Origin of the sequence: Alloyangia mangrovi (assembly GCF_002300555.2) — a bacterium.
Taxonomy (GTDB): domain Bacteria; phylum Pseudomonadota; class Alphaproteobacteria; order Rhodobacterales; family Rhodobacteraceae; genus Salipiger; species Salipiger mangrovi.
Genome location: NZ_NTHN02000037.1, coordinates 1 through 16228 on the forward strand (window position 1 = coordinate 1; position 16228 = coordinate 16228).

The following is a 16228-nucleotide window of genomic DNA, read 5'->3' on the forward strand; positions in this document are numbered from 1 at the left end:
GGTGTGTCTGGGGAAAGGGGGACTGCGGTCACCAGCTGATTTGTCCAACAACGCCGGTGTACGTCACACGGCACTTGCTGATCGCACATCTCGCCAAGATATAAAGATCGTCCAACACGCGTGTCGCGAGAGCCTCCGTCCTCTTAATTCCGTAGTCTGGATAGATCGCCGGAATCTGGTCAGAGATCATCGCCAGAAGATCTACGCGTGGTATTGGGCTTTCAACGTCCACTTTTCGGCGCTCCGGGCGATCATATCAAGTGGAGGAACCGCACCATCAGCTGGGATCGCCTTCTTGATCCCCCGCGAGAGGCTCAAGGAGGACGTCTTCTAATTCCGAATCGTCCAGCGACGGATCTTCTTCTCCATCGCTTCCTCCATCGATTTCCGTCTTCTTTTCGCCCTCAAGATGCTTCGAAATTAGAACCCGATTTTGTGTGTAGCTCTCAGGGGGGCCAACTTCTACGGCACCGCTGTCGAGCCGCAACATAATTTCGTCTGTTCCTACAACAGCAGAGTAAGCTTCCAAATAGTCAGCAACCTTTGGCTGACTGGGAGGTTCATGTTCTCGAAGGACCTCTCTCTCGAGCTCCTTTGCTTTCCTTGTCGGAAGATGCTCAAGCGTGTCTATGAACAACAAGGGGTAAGGTTCATTTTTGTTTACGCCCTTAAGCGTGGCGGGTCTTTCCATGCGAACCTGATAGCCAAAGCCCAACTCAGGTCCATGGCTCGCAAGGAGGCGAGCCAATTGGACACTAAGAACGAATTTGTCGGGCTGGGCCCTAGACGCAACCCGAAACCCCGTGTCTATGGCCTTGCCAAGAAAATCGAATTCGAATGGTCTTTCATCTGCTGAATGCTCAAGTGCTTCAGACGCTGGCAAGAGTTCAGGACTCCCGTCGCCGGCCCGGAGTTGCACGGTACGATTCGGTTCGGGAAAGGCAGCTAGCCATGCTGCTCCCTTGAGGTTTAGCGCTACTTTCTGCTCAGAAAGTCTCTGACGATAATTGTGGAGAGTTTTTACAAATGCACTCAAAGTGACCGCGCAAGACTTCTTGTTCGTCACTCGACCGCAGAAAACCAATTCGTCGCCTACAGCCTTCCAAAGTTCCGGGCAAATGTCTTGTCCTACACTGGCATTCTTCTGTTGCTGAAATTCGGCGGCAAACAGACTCGGGAAATCAGAATAGAATTTCTGGAAAACCGTAACCCAGCTTGGGGTTGCGCCCGCCTTTCTAGCCTCACCTTCTTTAGAGTTTTTGAATGCCGTAGATCCGCTAAGGTCTACCGACAAGAACAAGCGGACACGATAGGCGGCAGCTTCAAATCTTAAGGCTTCAAGTTCAGGCATCTATTCCCAACGTCTTGGCTCGAACCTCAACCGCAGCCTGTGTGACGCCAAAAGTCTCACTTGCTACACCTTCCTTGTACGCCTTTCGAAACTCAGCCTCAGGCATAAGGAATGCAGATGCAAACCAGTTTGCCTCCCATTCACACCTAACCAGGCTTCTTTCACTCTCATCGACCCAGCGTGTCGCGCGCATCCCGCTACCTTGGTGCGCCTTCCTCACCTTCGGCCAATGCAGTAAAAGGTGTCCGAGCTCGTGGGCAATCGTAAAGTTGTCGCGGAGCACGCCAGTTTCAGACGAAAGGTGAATGACGAACGAATTATCCGGCTCGACAACGATCGCATCGGTTTGATCCTCATCGAACATCCCAATGTATTCGATTATTCCGCCATTCCGAGATACCAGCTTGTGAAGGTCGAAGCCGTTGGAAAGGCCGACCTTTGCTCTTTGCTTTTCTGCGAAAGCCCAGACACTCGGCTTGGTCGCTCGCAAAGGAATCGGGGGCAGATAATTACAACTCATGTGTTCTACTCTGCGCCTCAAGCATCATATCAGCTGCTCCTTGGTCATGCGGCGGAGGTTCATACTATGTTCCTTCGCGCCAGTCAACACGGCAATTCTTTCACAGCTTCCGCATGACATTGCAAGATAGGCCACGCTTCGGCGGCATATTCTCTTATGTGGGCTTGATCGAAAGGCACCTAAGAGGCTGGACCAGCCACGACATGGGTTAGGTTCGAAAAATAGCTTTGGCTTGGTTGCGCCAACCTCACCAGGCGCAGCGCTATCAATCGGCATGTCCGCTATCTGCGCATCGCTGCCGTTCGTCCAGGACGCAGCGAACGGCCGCTACCCGCCCTTCGAGCCAGGTCAGTTCGCCTTCCTGCGCCGGACGTGAGCGGTGTCTACGGGCCGGTTGAAGCCATCACTTTGTTCCCAGAGCCGCGACGCTCAGTGTCTTCCTGGGTAGCGTTGTGTCAACTGGCCCAGGAAGCCCTCGCGAGGCGTCACTCAGGTCTAATCTCGCGCTGGTGGCGGCCAAGGAGGGCGACCAGTCTTCGGCCAGAAATTACCTTCTGACGCTTGAGGTGGATAAGGCCTCGTTCGACCGGGTCAAGGTCAACGTCTTCTCCACAGACGCGCGCAATGCTGTCGGCGTAGACATCGGTTGCCGTGATGGGCACCTGACAATTTCTCCGACGCTGATATCGGTTCAGGATCGTAGCGACAGTTTGCGTCTGCATCATAGTCTTCGTCAGAGCTTCCACCGTTTCAAAGCAACCTTGTGTTCAGGGTCTCACCATCGCGAGCGCCGCTGCGCCGTGCTCAGGAGCGCATAGCGACGGCACGACGGCCCTCCGCGACTTCATATCACGAACCGCACATCCCCTTCATACGCGAAAGGCGCCGGAGCGTCTGCTCCAGCGCCTCTATCACCGTCCGTCAGAGAGCAGCCGAAGGGCACGAAGCGGTACGTTTCGCCCTTGACACCCCTTGCGCAGACTTATGCTTCCGTTTGCGCATTCATCTGCTTTCTCTGACTCTATGTCCTACGCCTGATCCCTCAGCCGCACTTCGAGTGGCCGCAGCTCGAGCAGGTCATGCAGCCCTCCACCATCATCATCGAGAACTGGCCGCAGGACGGGCAGGCCTTGCCGCGCGGGGCGTCGAGGCCGACGACCTTCGCCGTCGGGTCCGCCTTCAGCCCCTTGCCCTCGCCCTCGAGGAAGCCGGTGGCGACCAGGTGCTTCTCGATCACCCCGCCGATCGCCGCGAGGATCGAGGGGATGTACTTGCCCTGCACCCAGGCGCCGCCGCGCGGATCGAAGACCGCCTTCAGCTCTTCCACCACGAAGGAGACGTCGCCGCCGCGACGGAACACGGCCGAGATCATCCGCGTCAGCGCCACCGTCCAGGCGTAGTGCTCCATGTTCTTGGAGTTGATGAAGACTTCGAACGGACGGCGGTGACCGCCGACGATGATGTCGTTGATGGTCAGGTAGATGGCGTGCTCGCTGTCCGGCCACTTGAGCTTGTAGGTGTGCCCCTCGAGCGACTGCGGCCGGTCGAGCGGCTCGGACATGTAGACCACCTCGGCACCGCCACCTTCGCTCTCGGTGACCACGGCGGGCGTCTCTGCCGGGGTCTTCTCGGTCTTCTCCGAGACCGACAGGACCGAGCCGGTCACGTCGTTCGGACGGTAGGTGGTGCAGCCCTTGCAGCCGGTCTCATAGGCTTCCATGTAGACGCTCTTGAAACCCTCGAAGGAGATGTCCTCGGGGCAGTTGATCGTCTTGGAAATCGAGCTGTCGATCCACTTCTGCGCCGCCGCCTGCATGCGGACGTGATCGAGCGGGGCGAGGGTTTGCGCGTTGACGAAATAATCGGGAAGCTCGACGTCGCCGAACTTGTCGCGCCACATCTGCACGGCGTAGTCGACCACCTCTTCCTCGGTGCGGGTGCCGTCCTTCTGCAGCACCTTGCGGGTGTAGGCATAGGCAAACACCGGCTCGATGCCCGAGGACACGTTGCCCGCGTAAAGCGAGATGGTGCCGGTGGGCGCGATCGAGGTCAGCAGCGCGTTGCGGATGCCATGGGTGCGGATCGCCTCGCGCACGTCGTCATCCATCTGCAGCATGTTGCCCGAGGCGAGGAACTTCTCGGCGTCGAAGAGCGGGAAGGCCCCCTTCTCCTTCGCGAGCTCGACCGAGGCGAGATAAGACGCACGCGCGATGCGCTTCAGCCATTTTTCGGTCTGAGCGGCCGCCTCTTCCGAGCCGTAGCGCAGCCCCATCATCAGCAGCGCGTCGGCAAGGCCGGTGACGCCAAGGCCGATGCGGCGCTTGTTGCGCGCTTCCTCGGCCTGCTGCGGCAGCGGGAAGTTCGAGGCGTCGACGACGTTGTCCATCATCCGCACCGCGAGGGCCACCAGCTCGTCGAGCTTGGCCTCGGGGATCTCGGCGCCGGTCTCGAAGGGCGTGTCGACGAGACGCGCGAGGTTGATCGAGCCCAGCAGGCAGGCGCCATAAGGCGGCAGCGGCTGCTCGCCGCAGGGGTTGGTCGCCGAGATCTGCTCAATGTAGCTGAGGTTGTTGGCCTTGTTGATCCGGTCAATGAAGATCACGCCCGGCTCGGCATAGTCGTAGGTGGCCTTCATGATCTTGTTCCACAGATCGCGCGCCTTGACCGTGTGGTAGACCTTGCCGTCGAACTGCAGATCCCACGAGCCGTCCGCCTTCACCGCTTCCATGAACGGATCGGTGACCAGCACCGAAAGATTGAACATGCGCAGCCGCGCGCTGTCGGCCTTGGCAGAGATGAAGTGCTCCACGTCCGGGTGATCGCAGCGCATCGTCGCCATCATCGCACCGCGGCGCGAGCCCGCCGACATGATGGTGCGGCACATGGCGTCCCAGACGTCCATGAACGACAGCGGCCCCGAGGCGTCGGCGGCGACACCCGCCACATGCGCGCCCTTGGGCCGGATGGTCGAGAAGTCATAGCCGATGCCGCCGCCCTGCTGCATGGTCAGCGCGGCCTCCTTCAGCATGTCGAAGATGCCGGACATGCTGTCGGGGATGGTGCCCATGACGAAGCAGTTGAACAGGGTCACCGAGCGCGCGGTGCCGGCGCCGGCGGTGATCCGGCCGGCGGGCAGATACTGGAAATCCTCGAGCGCGGAATAGAACTTCTCTTCCCAGACCGCGGGCTTCTTCTCGACCTCGGCGAGGGCGCGCGCGATGCGGCGCCAGCTGTCCTCGACGCTGAGATCGATCGGGGTGCCGTCCGCCTCCTTGAAGCGGTATTTCATGTCCCAGATCTGTTCGGCGATGGGGGCGGCAAAGCGAGTCATGGCAGCAGACTTCCTTGTTGGCTCGTCAATTCGAGGGCGCGGCGGCAGAGTCGCGCAGGGGGGGTGGCAGGCCGGTGTGACTACTCGCGACGGCCGCCCGATGCAAGAATGCGCGGTACGTAAGAGTACACGTTTTTTCGACCGCGAGCCTACCACTGCTTGAAGCTCCCGCGGCAAAGACTACAATATGTGTTCATCCTGTTGAGGACTCTGTGGAGCATTCCGTGGATAAGTTCACCCATCTGATCAAGCTCAGCGTCGGTACCGAAAGCGTCAAGACGCTGGCCGCCTGGCAGTCCGGACGCGCCGCGCAGACCGCCGACCGGTTGCCCTGCCACGTCACCCGCATGTGGCCGAAACGCGAGGCGGAGCTGCTGAACGGCGGCTCGATCTACTGGGTTTTCAAGGGGCTGATCCAATGCCGCCAGCGAGTGCTGCGGCTCGACGAGGTCACCGGGCACGATGGCACGCGGCATTGCGCGCTGGTGCTCGACCCCGAGATTCACCGCGTCGCCACCAGCCCGCGCCGCCCCTTCCAAGGCTGGCGTTACCTCGATCCCAAGGATGCACCGCCCGACCTCTCGGCGGCGCGCGAGGACGATGACGAGCTGCCGCCTGAGCTGGCCGGCGCGCTGGCCGAGATCGGCATTCTCTAGCTTCCTCGCCGCCTGCGCGCTCAGCCGCGCAGCCGCAGAGCGTACCAGAGGTAGGCAGGCACCTCCCGCAATCCCGCCTTCACCCGGTTCGCCGACAGCGGCACCCGGGGCGAGTCGCTGCGCAGCGCCCCCAGTGCCGCCAGCCCCAGCCGCCGCGCCGCCAGCCGGGCGCGCGGCGCGTGGAAGCCGTCGGTGACGATCACCACGCTCCCCGCCCCCATCGCCCGCAGCAGCGGCAGGCAAAACCGCAGGTTCTCCTCGGTGCTCGTCGAACGCTCCTCCAGCACCAGCGCCGCCTCCGGAACCCCGGCCTCGCGGCAGAGGCGCGCGATCACCGCAGCCTCCGAAGGACCATGTCTGCCGACACCGCCCGAGGCGAGGATGGCCGCGACCTCCCCCCCCCTGCCAGAGCCCCGCCGCATGAAGCGCCCGCCGCTCCAGCGTCGGCGAGGGCCGCCCCCCCAGCCCAGACCGCCGCGCCCAGCACCAGCGCCACCGGCTTTGCGCCCGCGTCCCGCATCCCTGCCCTTCTTCTCTTTCCAAATACGCCCGCGCAGCAGTCCCACCCGGCGCACCGCCCCAGCAAAGCACGCCCGGAGCCAAAAGCAAACGCCGCCGGGATCGCTCCCGGCGGCGTCTGTTTCTTATCGCGCTGCGGATCAGTTCGGGATATCGCCCGTCAGGCCTTCGACATAGAAGTTCATGCCGGCCAGCACGCCGTCCTCGGCCACTTCGCCGTCCGCAAGCCAGGCCGAGCCGTCCTGCTTGTTGATCGGGCCGGTGAACGGGTGGTAGGCGCCCGAGGCGATGTCGTCCTTCATCTTCAGCACGGTGGCCTTGACGTCCTCCGGCACCGGGCCGGTGATCTCGCCGATGCCGACCATGCCGTCACCGATGCCCTGCCAGACGTTCTGGCTGGTCCAGGTGCCGTCGATGATCGCCTGCACGCGGTCGATGTAATAGGGCGCCCATTCGTCGATGATCGACGAGAGGCGCGGCTCGGGCGCATAGTCGTACATGTCGCCAGCCTGGCCGAAGCCGAAGCCGCCGGCCTTCTCCAGCACCGACAGCGGTGCGGTGGAGTCGGTATGCGCCAGTACCACGTCGACGCCCTGGTCGAGCAGCGCCTGGGTGGCGTCGGCTTCCTTGGCCGGGTCGAACCAGGTCGAGAGCCACACGACCGACATCTCGACGTCCGGGTTGGCCTTCTTGGCGTGCAGGAACGAGGAGTTGATGCCGCGGATCACTTCCGGGATCGGGAAGGAGCCGATGTAGCCGATCTTGTTCGACTTGGTCATCGCGCCGGCGAGGTAGCCGGTGATCGCACGGCCCTCGTAGAAGCGGGCCGAATAGGCCGAGACGTTGTCGGCGGTCTTGTAGCCGGTGGCATGTTCGAACTTCACGTCCGGGAACTTGGCCGCGACGTTGATCGTCGGGTCCATGTAGCCGAAGGAGGTGGTGAAGATCAGATCGGCACCGGACAGCGCCATCTGGGTCAGCACGCGCTCGGCATCGGCACCCTCGGGCACGCTCTCCTGCTCGATCATCTCGATGGAGTCGCCGAAGTGCTCCTTCATCTTCACCGCGGCCTCGTGGTGGTGCTGCGACCAGCCACCGTCGTTCACCGGGCCGACGTAGACGAAGCCGATCTTCGGCTTGTCCTGGGCAAAGGCCGGTGCGGCGGCGAGCGCGAGGCCCATCGCGGCCGAGGCGAGAAGCGTTCTGCGTTTCATTCTGTTCAGTCTCCCTGTCTTCATACTGTCTTGAAAGTTACCGGACCTGTCCGGATGGGGTCGGCGCCCGGCCTGATCACCTCAGGCCGACGCGTGGAAGGAGCGGCCCAGCGAGCCGGGCGCGCCATGCACCCCGCGGGCCGAGATGATCACCAGCACGAGGATGGTGATCAGGTAAGGCGACATCGACAGCAGCTCGACGGGCACCTTGGCCCCCGCTGCCTGAAGGTTGAGCTGCAGCACGGTGACGCCGCCGAAGAGATAGGCGCCGATCAGCACGCCGAGCGGTCGCCAGCTGGCGAAGACGACGATGGCAAGCGCGATCCAGCCCGCGCCCGCGGTCATCCCCTCGGTCCATTGCGGCACCCGTACGAGGCTGACGTAGGCCCCGCCGAGCCCGGCGCAGGCGCCGCCGAAGAAGATCGCCGCCAGGCGCACCCGCACCACCTTGTAGCCGAGCGCATGGGCGCTCTCGTGGTCCTCGCCCACCGCGCGCAGGATCAGCCCGGCGCGGGTGTACTTGAGAAAGGCCCAGACCCCGGCGACCAGCAACAGGCTGACGTAGACCATGAAGTCATGCCGGAAGAACATCGGCCCGATCACCGGGATCTCGGCCAGGCCGGGGATCCACAGCTTGCCCATGCCCGGCGCGCGCACCCCCTCGAAGCCGGCACCGACCAGCGCCGAAAGCCCCAGCCCCACCAGCGTCAGGCCAAGGCCCGTCGCCACCTGGTTCGACAGCAGCACCTGCGTCAGGAAGCCGAAACTCAGCGACAGCACCGCCGAGGCCAGCGCCGCGGCGAGGAAGCCGACCACCGGCGATCCGGTGCTCACCGCCGCGGCAAAGCCGACCACCGCGCCGGTGATCATCATGCCCTCGACGCCGAGGTTCAGCACCCCGGCCTTTTCCACCACCATCTCGCCGAGGGCCGCCAGCAGGATCGGCGTCGCCGAGACCATGATCGAGGCGACAAGAAGTACGGGATCCATCAGGCCAGCTCCCCCTTGGCAAAGCGGATGCGGTAATTGGTGAAGACGTCGGTCGCCAGCAGGAAGAACAGGAGCATCCCCTGGAACAGCTGGATCGACGCGCCCGGCAGGCCGAGCATGAGCTGCGCCAGCTCGCCGCCGATATAGGTCAGCGCCATCAGCAGCCCCGCCAGCAGGATACCCACCGGGTTGAGCCGCCCGAGGAAGGCGACGATGATCGCGGTGAACCCATAGCCTGAGTTGAAGTCGATGGTGATCTGCCCCGCCGGGCCGGTCACCTCGAAAAGCCCCGCCATGCCCGCCAGCGCACCCGAGATGCCAAGGCAGAGGAAGACGATCCGCGCCGGGGTCACCCCCGAGAAGCGCGCCGCCCGCGGTGCCTCGCCGGTGAGGCGGATGTTGAAGCCCTGGATGTGCCGGGCCATCAGCACATAGGCCGCGATCACCGCGATGAAGGCGCAGACCACGCCCCAATGCATGCCGGTGTTCGCGATGAGCTCGTCATTGTGCACCGCCGGCCATTGCTTGAAGTTGCGCGAGCCGGGAAAGCCCATGCCCTCGGGGCTGCGCAGCCAGCTTGCCGAGGCCGAGGCGAGGATGTTCTCGGCCACGTAGACCAGCATGAGCGAGACGAGGATCTCGTTGGTCCCGAGCTTGGTTTTCAGGACCGCCGGGATCATTGCCCAGGCCCAGCCGCCAAGCGCGCCGGCGATCACCATCAGCGGGAACAGCAGGACACTCTCGGAAGGGTAGAAGGCCAGCCCCACCGCGGCGCCGGTGACGGCACCCATGATGTACTGACCCTCGGCGCCGATGTTCCAGATCCCCGCCTTGAAGCCGATCGACAGGCCAATGGCGATGAGGATCAGCGGCCCCGCCTTCACCAGCAACTGCGGCCGCGAGTAGCTGGCGAACTGCGGGTGGAACAGCGGATCCCAGAAGATCGTGCGGATCGCCTCCAGCGGCGGCTTGCCGAGGAGCGCGAACATGATGCCGCCCACCACCATGGTCAGCACCACCGCCAGCAGCGGGGTCACGATGGTCCAGAGCCGCGACGGCTGCGGACGTTTCTCGAGGCGGATCATTGGGAGCCTCCCACCGGCGCCGCGGGGGTGCCGCCGCCGCGCCGTGCGTATTTTGAAAGAGAAGAAGCGCAGGCGAAGGAGGGGCCCGCGGGCTTCTTCCCTTCACAAATACGCACATCCGGCGCCAACCAGGCGGCGCGGCGTCGGGGGTCAGCCATCGACATGGGCCACCTCCATGTCATGCGCCCCGCCCATCATCAGGCCGATCTTCTCGATGTCGAGCTCGGCGACGGCGCGGGCGGGCGAGAGCCGGCCCTCGTTGAGCGCCGCGAAACGGTCCGAGATCTCCATCAGCTCGTCGAGGTCCTGGGAGATGACGATGATCGCCGCGCCCTTGGCGGCGAGGTCGAGCAGCGCCTGGCGGATCGCGGCGGCCGCGGCGGCGTCGACGCCCCAGGTCGGCTGGTTGACCACGAAGACATCGGGGCTTTGCAGGATTTCCCGCCCGACGACGAATTTCTGCAGGTTGCCACCCGAGAGCGCCCGCGCGGCGGTGCCGGGCCCGGGGGTGCGCACGTCGAAACGCTCGATGACCTTCTCGGCGAAGGCCTTCGACTTGCCCCAGTCGATGAAGCCGCCCTGCACCAGCCCCTCCCGGCGCGCGCCGGTGAGCACGGCGTTCTCGGTCAGGCTCATGTTGGGTGCCGCGGCGTGGCCCAGCCGTTCCTCGGGGCCCGAGAGCAGACCCGCGTCGCGGCGGCCGATCGGGCCGAGGCGGCTGACGTCCTGCCCCTTGAAGAAGATCGTGCCCGCTGGCGCCAGCCGCTCGCCCGAGAGCGCCATCAGCAGCTCGTCCTGGCCGTTGCCGGCGACCCCGGCGATGCCCAGCACCTCGCCGGCGCGGACCTCGAGCGAGACCTCGCGCAGCGGCGTGCCGAAGGCGCCCGGCGCGGGCAGCGAGAGCTTGTCGGTGCGCAAGAGCACCTCGCCCTTCTCGCCGGCGCGCGCCTCGGGGGCATTGAAGCTCGATCCGACCATCAGCTCGGCCATCTGCCGGGCGGTCACCTCGCGCGGGGTGCAGGTGCCGACGTTCTTGCCGAGCCGCAGGATCGTCGCCTCGTCGCAGAGCGCGCGGATCTCCTCGAGCTTGTGCGAGATGTAGAGGATCGAGGTGCCCTCGGCGCGCAGCTTGTTCAGCGTCTGGAAGAGGATATCCACTTCCTGCGGGGTCAGCACCGAGGTCGGCTCGTCCATGATCAAGAGGCGCGGGTTCTGCAGCAGGCAGCGGATGATCTCGACCCGCTGGCGCTCGCCGGCCGAGAGCGTGCCGACAGTGCGGGTGGGATCGAGCGGCAGTCCGTAGGTTTCCGAGACCTCGCGGATCTGCCGGGCGAGGTCGCGCGGCCTCGGCGGGTTCTCCATGCCGAGCGCCACGTTCTCGGCCACGTCCAGCGCCTCGAAGAGCGAGAAGTGCTGGAACACCATGGCCACGCCCGAGCGGCGCGCGTCCGACGGCTTGGCCGGGGCGTAAGCCGCGCCGTCCAGGGCCATCTCGCCCGCGTCGGGCTTGACCAGCCCGAAGATCATCTTCACCAGCGTCGACTTGCCCGCGCCGTTCTCGCCGAGCAGCGCATGGATCTCGCCCTTGCCGATGTCGAAGGAGACATCGTCATTGGCCACGACGCCGGGGTAGGCCTTGGTCAGGCCCCGGATGCTGAGGAGTGTAGCCACGCCGTCCCGTCCCCTTTTTTCTGCCCCAATAGCTGCCCGGCGACGCCGATGGCAATCGCCTGCGGGTGTCGCCCGTATGTTTTTTGACCAATCGGACAAGAAATGCGAGCTATTTGGGCATCCGCATGACCCAACGTCCTCAACCGGCTACGGAAACGCGCCCATTTGGTGTTCGACCCGATGAGCCCGGCGAAGGCGAACCCATGGGTCAGCAGCGCATGGCAAAGCTGCAGGTCGATCTCGTGGCTGTAGGTCACAATGAGGTGCTCGGCCTCCTGCGGCGCGTGTCGCACAGCGCGCACCGGGTCGGCGGCGGGCAGCACGGTCACGCCTTGGGGCACGTCATCGGGAAAGCGCTCGGGGGCGGTGTCGACCCAGGTGATCGCCAGCTCGGGCAGAGGGGCCATGACCTGCACCAGCGCGCGGCCGACGTGGCCCGCGCCCCAGACCCAGAGCTGCCGGGCGGGCCGTGCCAGCGGCTCGACCATCCAGCCCTGCACCAGTTGCGGCTCGGGTGCCCGGCCCTGCGCACGGGCGCGGTCGATCAGCCGTTGCACTGCGAGTGGGCGCTCTCCGGAACCGCGCGCAACGATCTCCTGCCCCTCGAGTTCCGCGACGCCCTGCGCGTCGAAGACCTCGGTCCAGAGCACCACGGCGCCGCCGCAGCATTGCCCCAGCCCCGGTCCCAGCGGGTGGCGGGTGAGCCCCGGCGCGCGCAGCGCCTGCTCCACCGCCATCAGTTCCAGCGCGCCGCCGCCGATGGTGCCACTCTGGCAGAGCTTTCCCCGTGCTTCCCAGACCAGCATCGCGCAGCCGACCTCGCGCGGGGCCGAGCCCGAGACCTCGGCGATCACCACGCGGGCGACACGTCCATGCGCCGCCACGGCGGCCTTCAGCCCGGCAAGATCAAACCCCATCGCGCACCCTCCGCACCGCGGCCAGCAGGTTCTCGGGTGTCGCGGGGGCGATCAGGTCGGGATAGGTCTCGCCACAGGAGGCGACCGCGTCCGACAGCGCAAGCAAGGCCGAGATGCCCAGCATGAAAGGCGGCTCGCCGACGGCCTTGGAGCGGTAGATGGTCTCCTCGACGTTGCGCCCGTCCCAAAGGGTGACGTTGAACACCTCGGGCCGGTCCGAGCAGGCGGGGATCTTGTAGGTCGAGGGCGCATGGGTGCGCAGCGCGCCCTTGCCGTCCCAGACCAGTTCCTCGGTGGTCAGCCAGCCCGCGCCCTGCACGTAGCCGCCCTCGATCTGGCCGATGTCCAGCGCCGGGTTCAGCGAGGCGCCGCAATCGTGCAGGATGTCGGTGCGCAGGATACGGGACTCGCCGGTCAGCGTGTCGAGCACCACCTCGGTGACCGAGGCTCCGTAGGAGAAGTAGAAGAACGGCCGGCCCTGCCCCCGTATGCGGTCCCAATCGACCTTGGGCGTCTTGTAATAGCCCGTGGACGAGAGCGACACGCGCCCCTGGTAGCAGAGCACCGCCGCCTCCTCGAAGGAGATGTCGGTGCCGCCGACGTGGACCATGCCGCCCGCGAAGCGGACGTTCTCGGGCAGGTCCTGGTGCAGCTCGGCGAGGTGATGTGCCATGCGGTCGCGGATCGTGTCGCAGGCGACCTTCACCGCCATGCCGTTGAGGTCCGAACCCGAGGACGCCGCCGTGGCCGAGGTGTTGGGCACCTTGCCGGTGTCGGTGGCGGTGATCTTCACCATCTCCAGCGGCACGCCGAAGCGCGCGGCGGCCACTTGCGCCACCTTCTGGAAGAGGCCCTGCCCCATCTCGGTACCGCCATGGTTGAGCTGGATCGAGCCGTCCTGGTAGACGTGCACCAGCGCCCCGGCCTGGTTGAGATGGGTCAGCGTGAAGGAGATGCCGAATTTGACCGGCGAGATCGCGAGCCCCTTCTTCAGCACCGGGTTCGCGGCGTTCCAGTCGTCCACGGCCTTGCGGCGCGCGGCGTAGCCGCTGATTTCCTCGAGCCTGTCGGTCAGCGCGCCGAGGATGAAATCCTCGACCGGCTGGCCGTAGTGGGTCTGCTGCGGGGCGGGGTCGGTGTGCGCCCCGGCCTGCGGGGCATGGCCTTCGCCCGGCCCGGCGAGCGCGCCGCGCGAGGCGAGATCGTCGGTGTCGTCATGCGCCAGCGGCTGTGTCCCCGCGGGGACACGCTTGTCCACCGTCCCCGCGGGGACGCTCTGCTCTGCCGTCCCCATGGGGACACTTTCCACCGCCGCCCCTGCGGGGACACTTTCCGCCACCGTCCCTGAAGGGACGAGGTCGGCATAATAGTTGCGGCGACGCAGTTCCAGAGGGTCGATCTTCAGGTGGTGGGCAACGTGGTCCATCACCCGCTCGATGCCGAACATCCCCTGCGGGCCGCCGAAGCCGCGGTAGGCGGTGGCGCTCTGCATGTTGGTCTTCAGCCGGTGGCTCTCGACCCGCAGCGCCGGGATGTCATAGGCGTTGTCGGCATGCAGCATGGCGCGGTCGGCCACGGCGAGCGACAGGTCCTGCGCCCAACCGCAGCGTGTGTACTGCCGGAAGTCCACCGCTTTCAGGCGACCCATCTCGTCGAAGCCGACGGTGTAGTCGATCCGGAAGTCGTGGCGCTTTCCGGTGATCATCATGTCGTCGTCGCGGTCGTAGCGCATCTTCGCCGGACGCCCGGTTTCCGAGGCCGCGACGGCGCAGGCGATGGCCAGCGCGTTGCCCTGGCTTTCCTTGCCACCGAAGCCGCCGCCCATGCGCCGGGTCTCGACCCGCACCGCGTGCATCGGCAGGTGCAGCGCATGGGCCACCTTGTGCTGGATCTCGGTGGGGTGCTGGGTGGAGCTGGCCACGACCAGATCGCCGTTTTCCTGCGGCATCACCAGCGCGGCCTGGCTCTCGAGATAGAAATGCTCCTGCCCGCCCATCTCGAGCGAGCCTTCCAGCGTGATCGGGGCGGATTTCAGCGCCTCGGCGGCATCGCCCTTCTCCCAGATGCGCGGGCCTTCCTCGAAGCGGGAATTGGCGGCCAGCGCCTGCTCGATGGTGAGGATGGGCTCGCGCTGCGCGTAGGTGACCTTGGCCAGCCGCGCCGCCTTGCGCGCGGCTTGGTGGCTGGTGGCGGCGACGAAGAAGATCTGCTGGCCGAGGTAGTGGATGGTGCCATCCGAGAGCAGCGGCTCGTCGTGCAGCGAGGCCGAGCAGTCGCAGTCGGAAGGCAGGTCCTTCGCCCCCCCAGACCTTCACCACGCCGGGGGCGGCGCGGACCGCCGAGAGGTCGATCGAGGTGATCGTCCCCGCCGCGATGGTCGACAGGCCAAAGGCGAGGTGCAGGCAGTCCGCCGGCACGGGGATGTCGTCGATGTAGCGGGCCTTGCCCGAGACATGCAGCGGCGCCGCGTCATGCGGCAGGGGTTTCGAGACGCTCATGCCCGCACCTCCCGCACGTCGGTGGCCGCGCCCTGATCGGCGAGCAGGCAGCGCGTCAGCATGTTGCGCGCGGCCCCGAGCCGGTAGGCGGCACTGGCGCGCATGTCGGTCATCGGCTGGAAGTCCTTCTCCCATTCGCCCGAGATGGCGCGCAGGGTTTCCTCGTTCCACGGCTGGCCGATGAGGGCCTGCTCGACATGGGAGGCACGCTTGGGGATGCCCGCCATGCCGCCGAAGGCGATGCGGGCTGCGGTCACAGTGCCGCCGCCCACCTCGATCCAGAACGCCCCGCAGGCGGCGGAGATGTCCTGATCGAAGCGCTTGGAGAGCTTGTAGACGCGCAGGTGATCGGGCCCGCGCGGGATGGTCACCGCCTCGACGAACTCGCCGGGCTGCCGGTCCTGCTTGCCGTACTCGAGGAAGAACGCCTCGATCGGCAGCTCGCGCCGGGTGCCCCCCCTTGCGCAGATGCAGCGTCGCGCCAAGCGCGATCAGCGCAGGCGGGTTGTCCCCGATGGGCGAGCCATTGGCGATATTGCCGCCGATGGTCGCCGCCGCGCGCACCTGCGCCGAGCCGTAGCGGCGCAGCATCTCGGCATAGCTGGGGTAGTGGTCCTTCATCAGCGTGAGCACGCGGTCCATGGTGACCCCCGCGCCGATGCGGATCGCATCCCCGGAGACCTCGATCTGCTGCAGCTCGGCGCAGCGGTTGAGGAAGATCACCTTGTCCAGATCGCGCAGCTGTTTCGTCACCCAGAGGCCGACGTCGGTGGCGCCCGCCACCAGCGTGGCATCGGGGGTGGCTTCGAGGAGGCGCGCCAGCTCATCGGCGGTCTCGGGCGCGGAGACCGTCGGAGGGGGGCTGTCTGCCCCCCGCTCGGCTCCGCCGAGCCCCCCCCGAGGATATTTCTGCCAGGAGAGTTTTCTCGGAGCTCATCCAGGCGGGCACGGGGGCGCTGGTCGCGGCCTCGGCGGCGCGGATGATCGGCGCGTAGCCGGTGCAGCGGCAGAGATTGCCGGCCAGCGCGTCATCATGGCCGGTGTCGCCGTTGAGATGCGCCGTCGCCATGGAAACCACGAAGCCTGGCGTGCAGAAGCCGCATTGCGAGCCGTGATGATCGACCATCGCCTGCTGCACCGGGTGCGGCGCGCCGTCCGGGCCGGCGATGCCCTCGACCGTGCGCAGCGCCTTGCCGTGCAACTGCGGCAGGAAGAGGATGCAGGCGTTGACCGCCCGGCTGCCGCGCGCATCGGTGAGCATCACCGTGCAGGCACCGCAATCGCCCTCGTTGCAGCCTTCCTTGGTGCCCCTGAGCCCACGCTCTTCGCGCAGCCAGTCGAGCGCCGTGCGCGTGGGAGACACGTCGCGCAGCACCACGCTTTCCCCGTTCAGAAGAAAGGAGATGTCCATTTTGATGACCCGCCGCCTTACCATTGACGTTTCCCCGCAGCGCGCCCTCGATGCGGCGTAGAAGG

At 65.8% G+C, this 16228-nt stretch carries 10 protein-coding genes and 2 pseudogenes; 1 reads left to right on the forward strand and 11 read right to left on the reverse strand.

What is annotated here, in order from left to right; translation table 11 throughout:
• Positions 1–277: 277 nt before the first annotated feature.
• The 3 genes from CLG85_RS18100 to CLG85_RS18110 all read right to left on the reverse strand — a co-directional run bounded on the left by CLG85_RS18100 (position 278) and on the right by CLG85_RS18110 (position 5202).
• Positions 278–1351 carry a hypothetical protein gene (locus CLG85_RS18100; RefSeq protein ID WP_141244553.1) on the reverse strand — a complete coding sequence of 358 codons (1074 nt, stop codon included), beginning with the start codon at positions 1349–1351 and terminating at the stop codon, positions 278–280.
• Positions 1344–1871 (reverse strand): ImmA/IrrE family metallo-endopeptidase, encoded by a 528-nt coding sequence (locus CLG85_RS18105; protein ID WP_095882342.1) that lies wholly within the window; start codon positions 1869–1871, stop codon positions 1344–1346. Before CLG85_RS18105 ends, CLG85_RS18100 begins: the two co-directional genes overlap by 8 nt.
• 1042 nt (positions 1872–2913) lie before the next feature.
• Positions 2914–5202, reverse strand: coding sequence for an adenosylcobalamin-dependent ribonucleoside-diphosphate reductase (locus CLG85_RS18110; RefSeq protein WP_095882341.1), 2289 nt, complete (start codon positions 5200–5202; stop codon positions 2914–2916).
• A gap of 224 nt (positions 5203–5426) precedes the next feature.
• Here CLG85_RS18110 and CLG85_RS18115 point away from each other — a divergent pair, with 224 nt between their 5' ends.
• Entirely contained in the window at positions 5427–5858 is a 432-nt protein-coding gene (locus tag CLG85_RS18115; RefSeq protein ID WP_224843145.1) for a DUF1489 family protein, read from the forward strand.
• Positions 5859–5878: 20 nt separating this feature from the next.
• Here CLG85_RS18115 and CLG85_RS18120 read toward each other — a convergent pair whose 3' ends face one another.
• From CLG85_RS18120 to xdhA, 8 genes and pseudogenes are all read right to left on the reverse strand, one after another.
• Positions 5879–6280: a YdcF family protein gene (locus tag CLG85_RS18120; protein WP_260349804.1), complete on the reverse strand. Its 402-nt coding sequence runs from the start codon at positions 6278–6280 to the stop codon at positions 5879–5881.
• A 237-nt stretch (positions 6281–6517) separates the two neighbouring features.
• On the reverse strand, positions 6518–7591 hold the full coding sequence (locus CLG85_RS18125) for a BMP family ABC transporter substrate-binding protein (protein WP_224843140.1): 1074 nt from the start codon (positions 7589–7591) through the stop codon (positions 6518–6520).
• Positions 7592–7672: 81 nt separating this feature from the next.
• Positions 7673–8581 carry an ABC transporter permease gene (locus CLG85_RS18130; protein ID WP_095883394.1) on the reverse strand — a complete coding sequence of 303 codons (909 nt, stop codon included), beginning with the start codon at positions 8579–8581 and terminating at the stop codon, positions 7673–7675.
• Positions 8581–9666: an ABC transporter permease gene (locus tag CLG85_RS18135; protein ID WP_095883393.1), complete on the reverse strand. Its 1086-nt coding sequence runs from the start codon at positions 9664–9666 to the stop codon at positions 8581–8583. The genes CLG85_RS18130 and CLG85_RS18135 overlap by 1 nt, the downstream gene beginning before the upstream one ends.
• Before the next feature lie 150 nt (positions 9667–9816).
• The gene (locus tag CLG85_RS18140) at positions 9817–11337 is read right to left on the reverse strand and encodes an ABC transporter ATP-binding protein (protein WP_260349805.1); all 1521 of its coding nucleotides are present in this window, start codon (positions 11335–11337) and stop codon (positions 9817–9819) included.
• On the reverse strand, positions 11307–12254 hold the full coding sequence (gene xdhC, locus CLG85_RS18145; RefSeq protein WP_260349806.1) for a xanthine dehydrogenase accessory protein XdhC: 948 nt from the start codon (positions 12252–12254) through the stop codon (positions 11307–11309). Before xdhC ends, CLG85_RS18140 begins: the two co-directional genes overlap by 31 nt.
• Positions 12244–14752 (reverse strand): annotated as a pseudogene (locus CLG85_RS18150) (xanthine dehydrogenase molybdopterin binding subunit). Before CLG85_RS18150 ends, xdhC begins: the two are co-directional and overlap by 11 nt.
• A pseudogene (gene xdhA, locus CLG85_RS18155) lies at positions 14749–16163 on the reverse strand (xanthine dehydrogenase small subunit). Before xdhA ends, CLG85_RS18150 begins: the two co-directional pseudogenes overlap by 4 nt.
• Between the last annotated feature and the right edge of the window lie 65 nt (positions 16164–16228).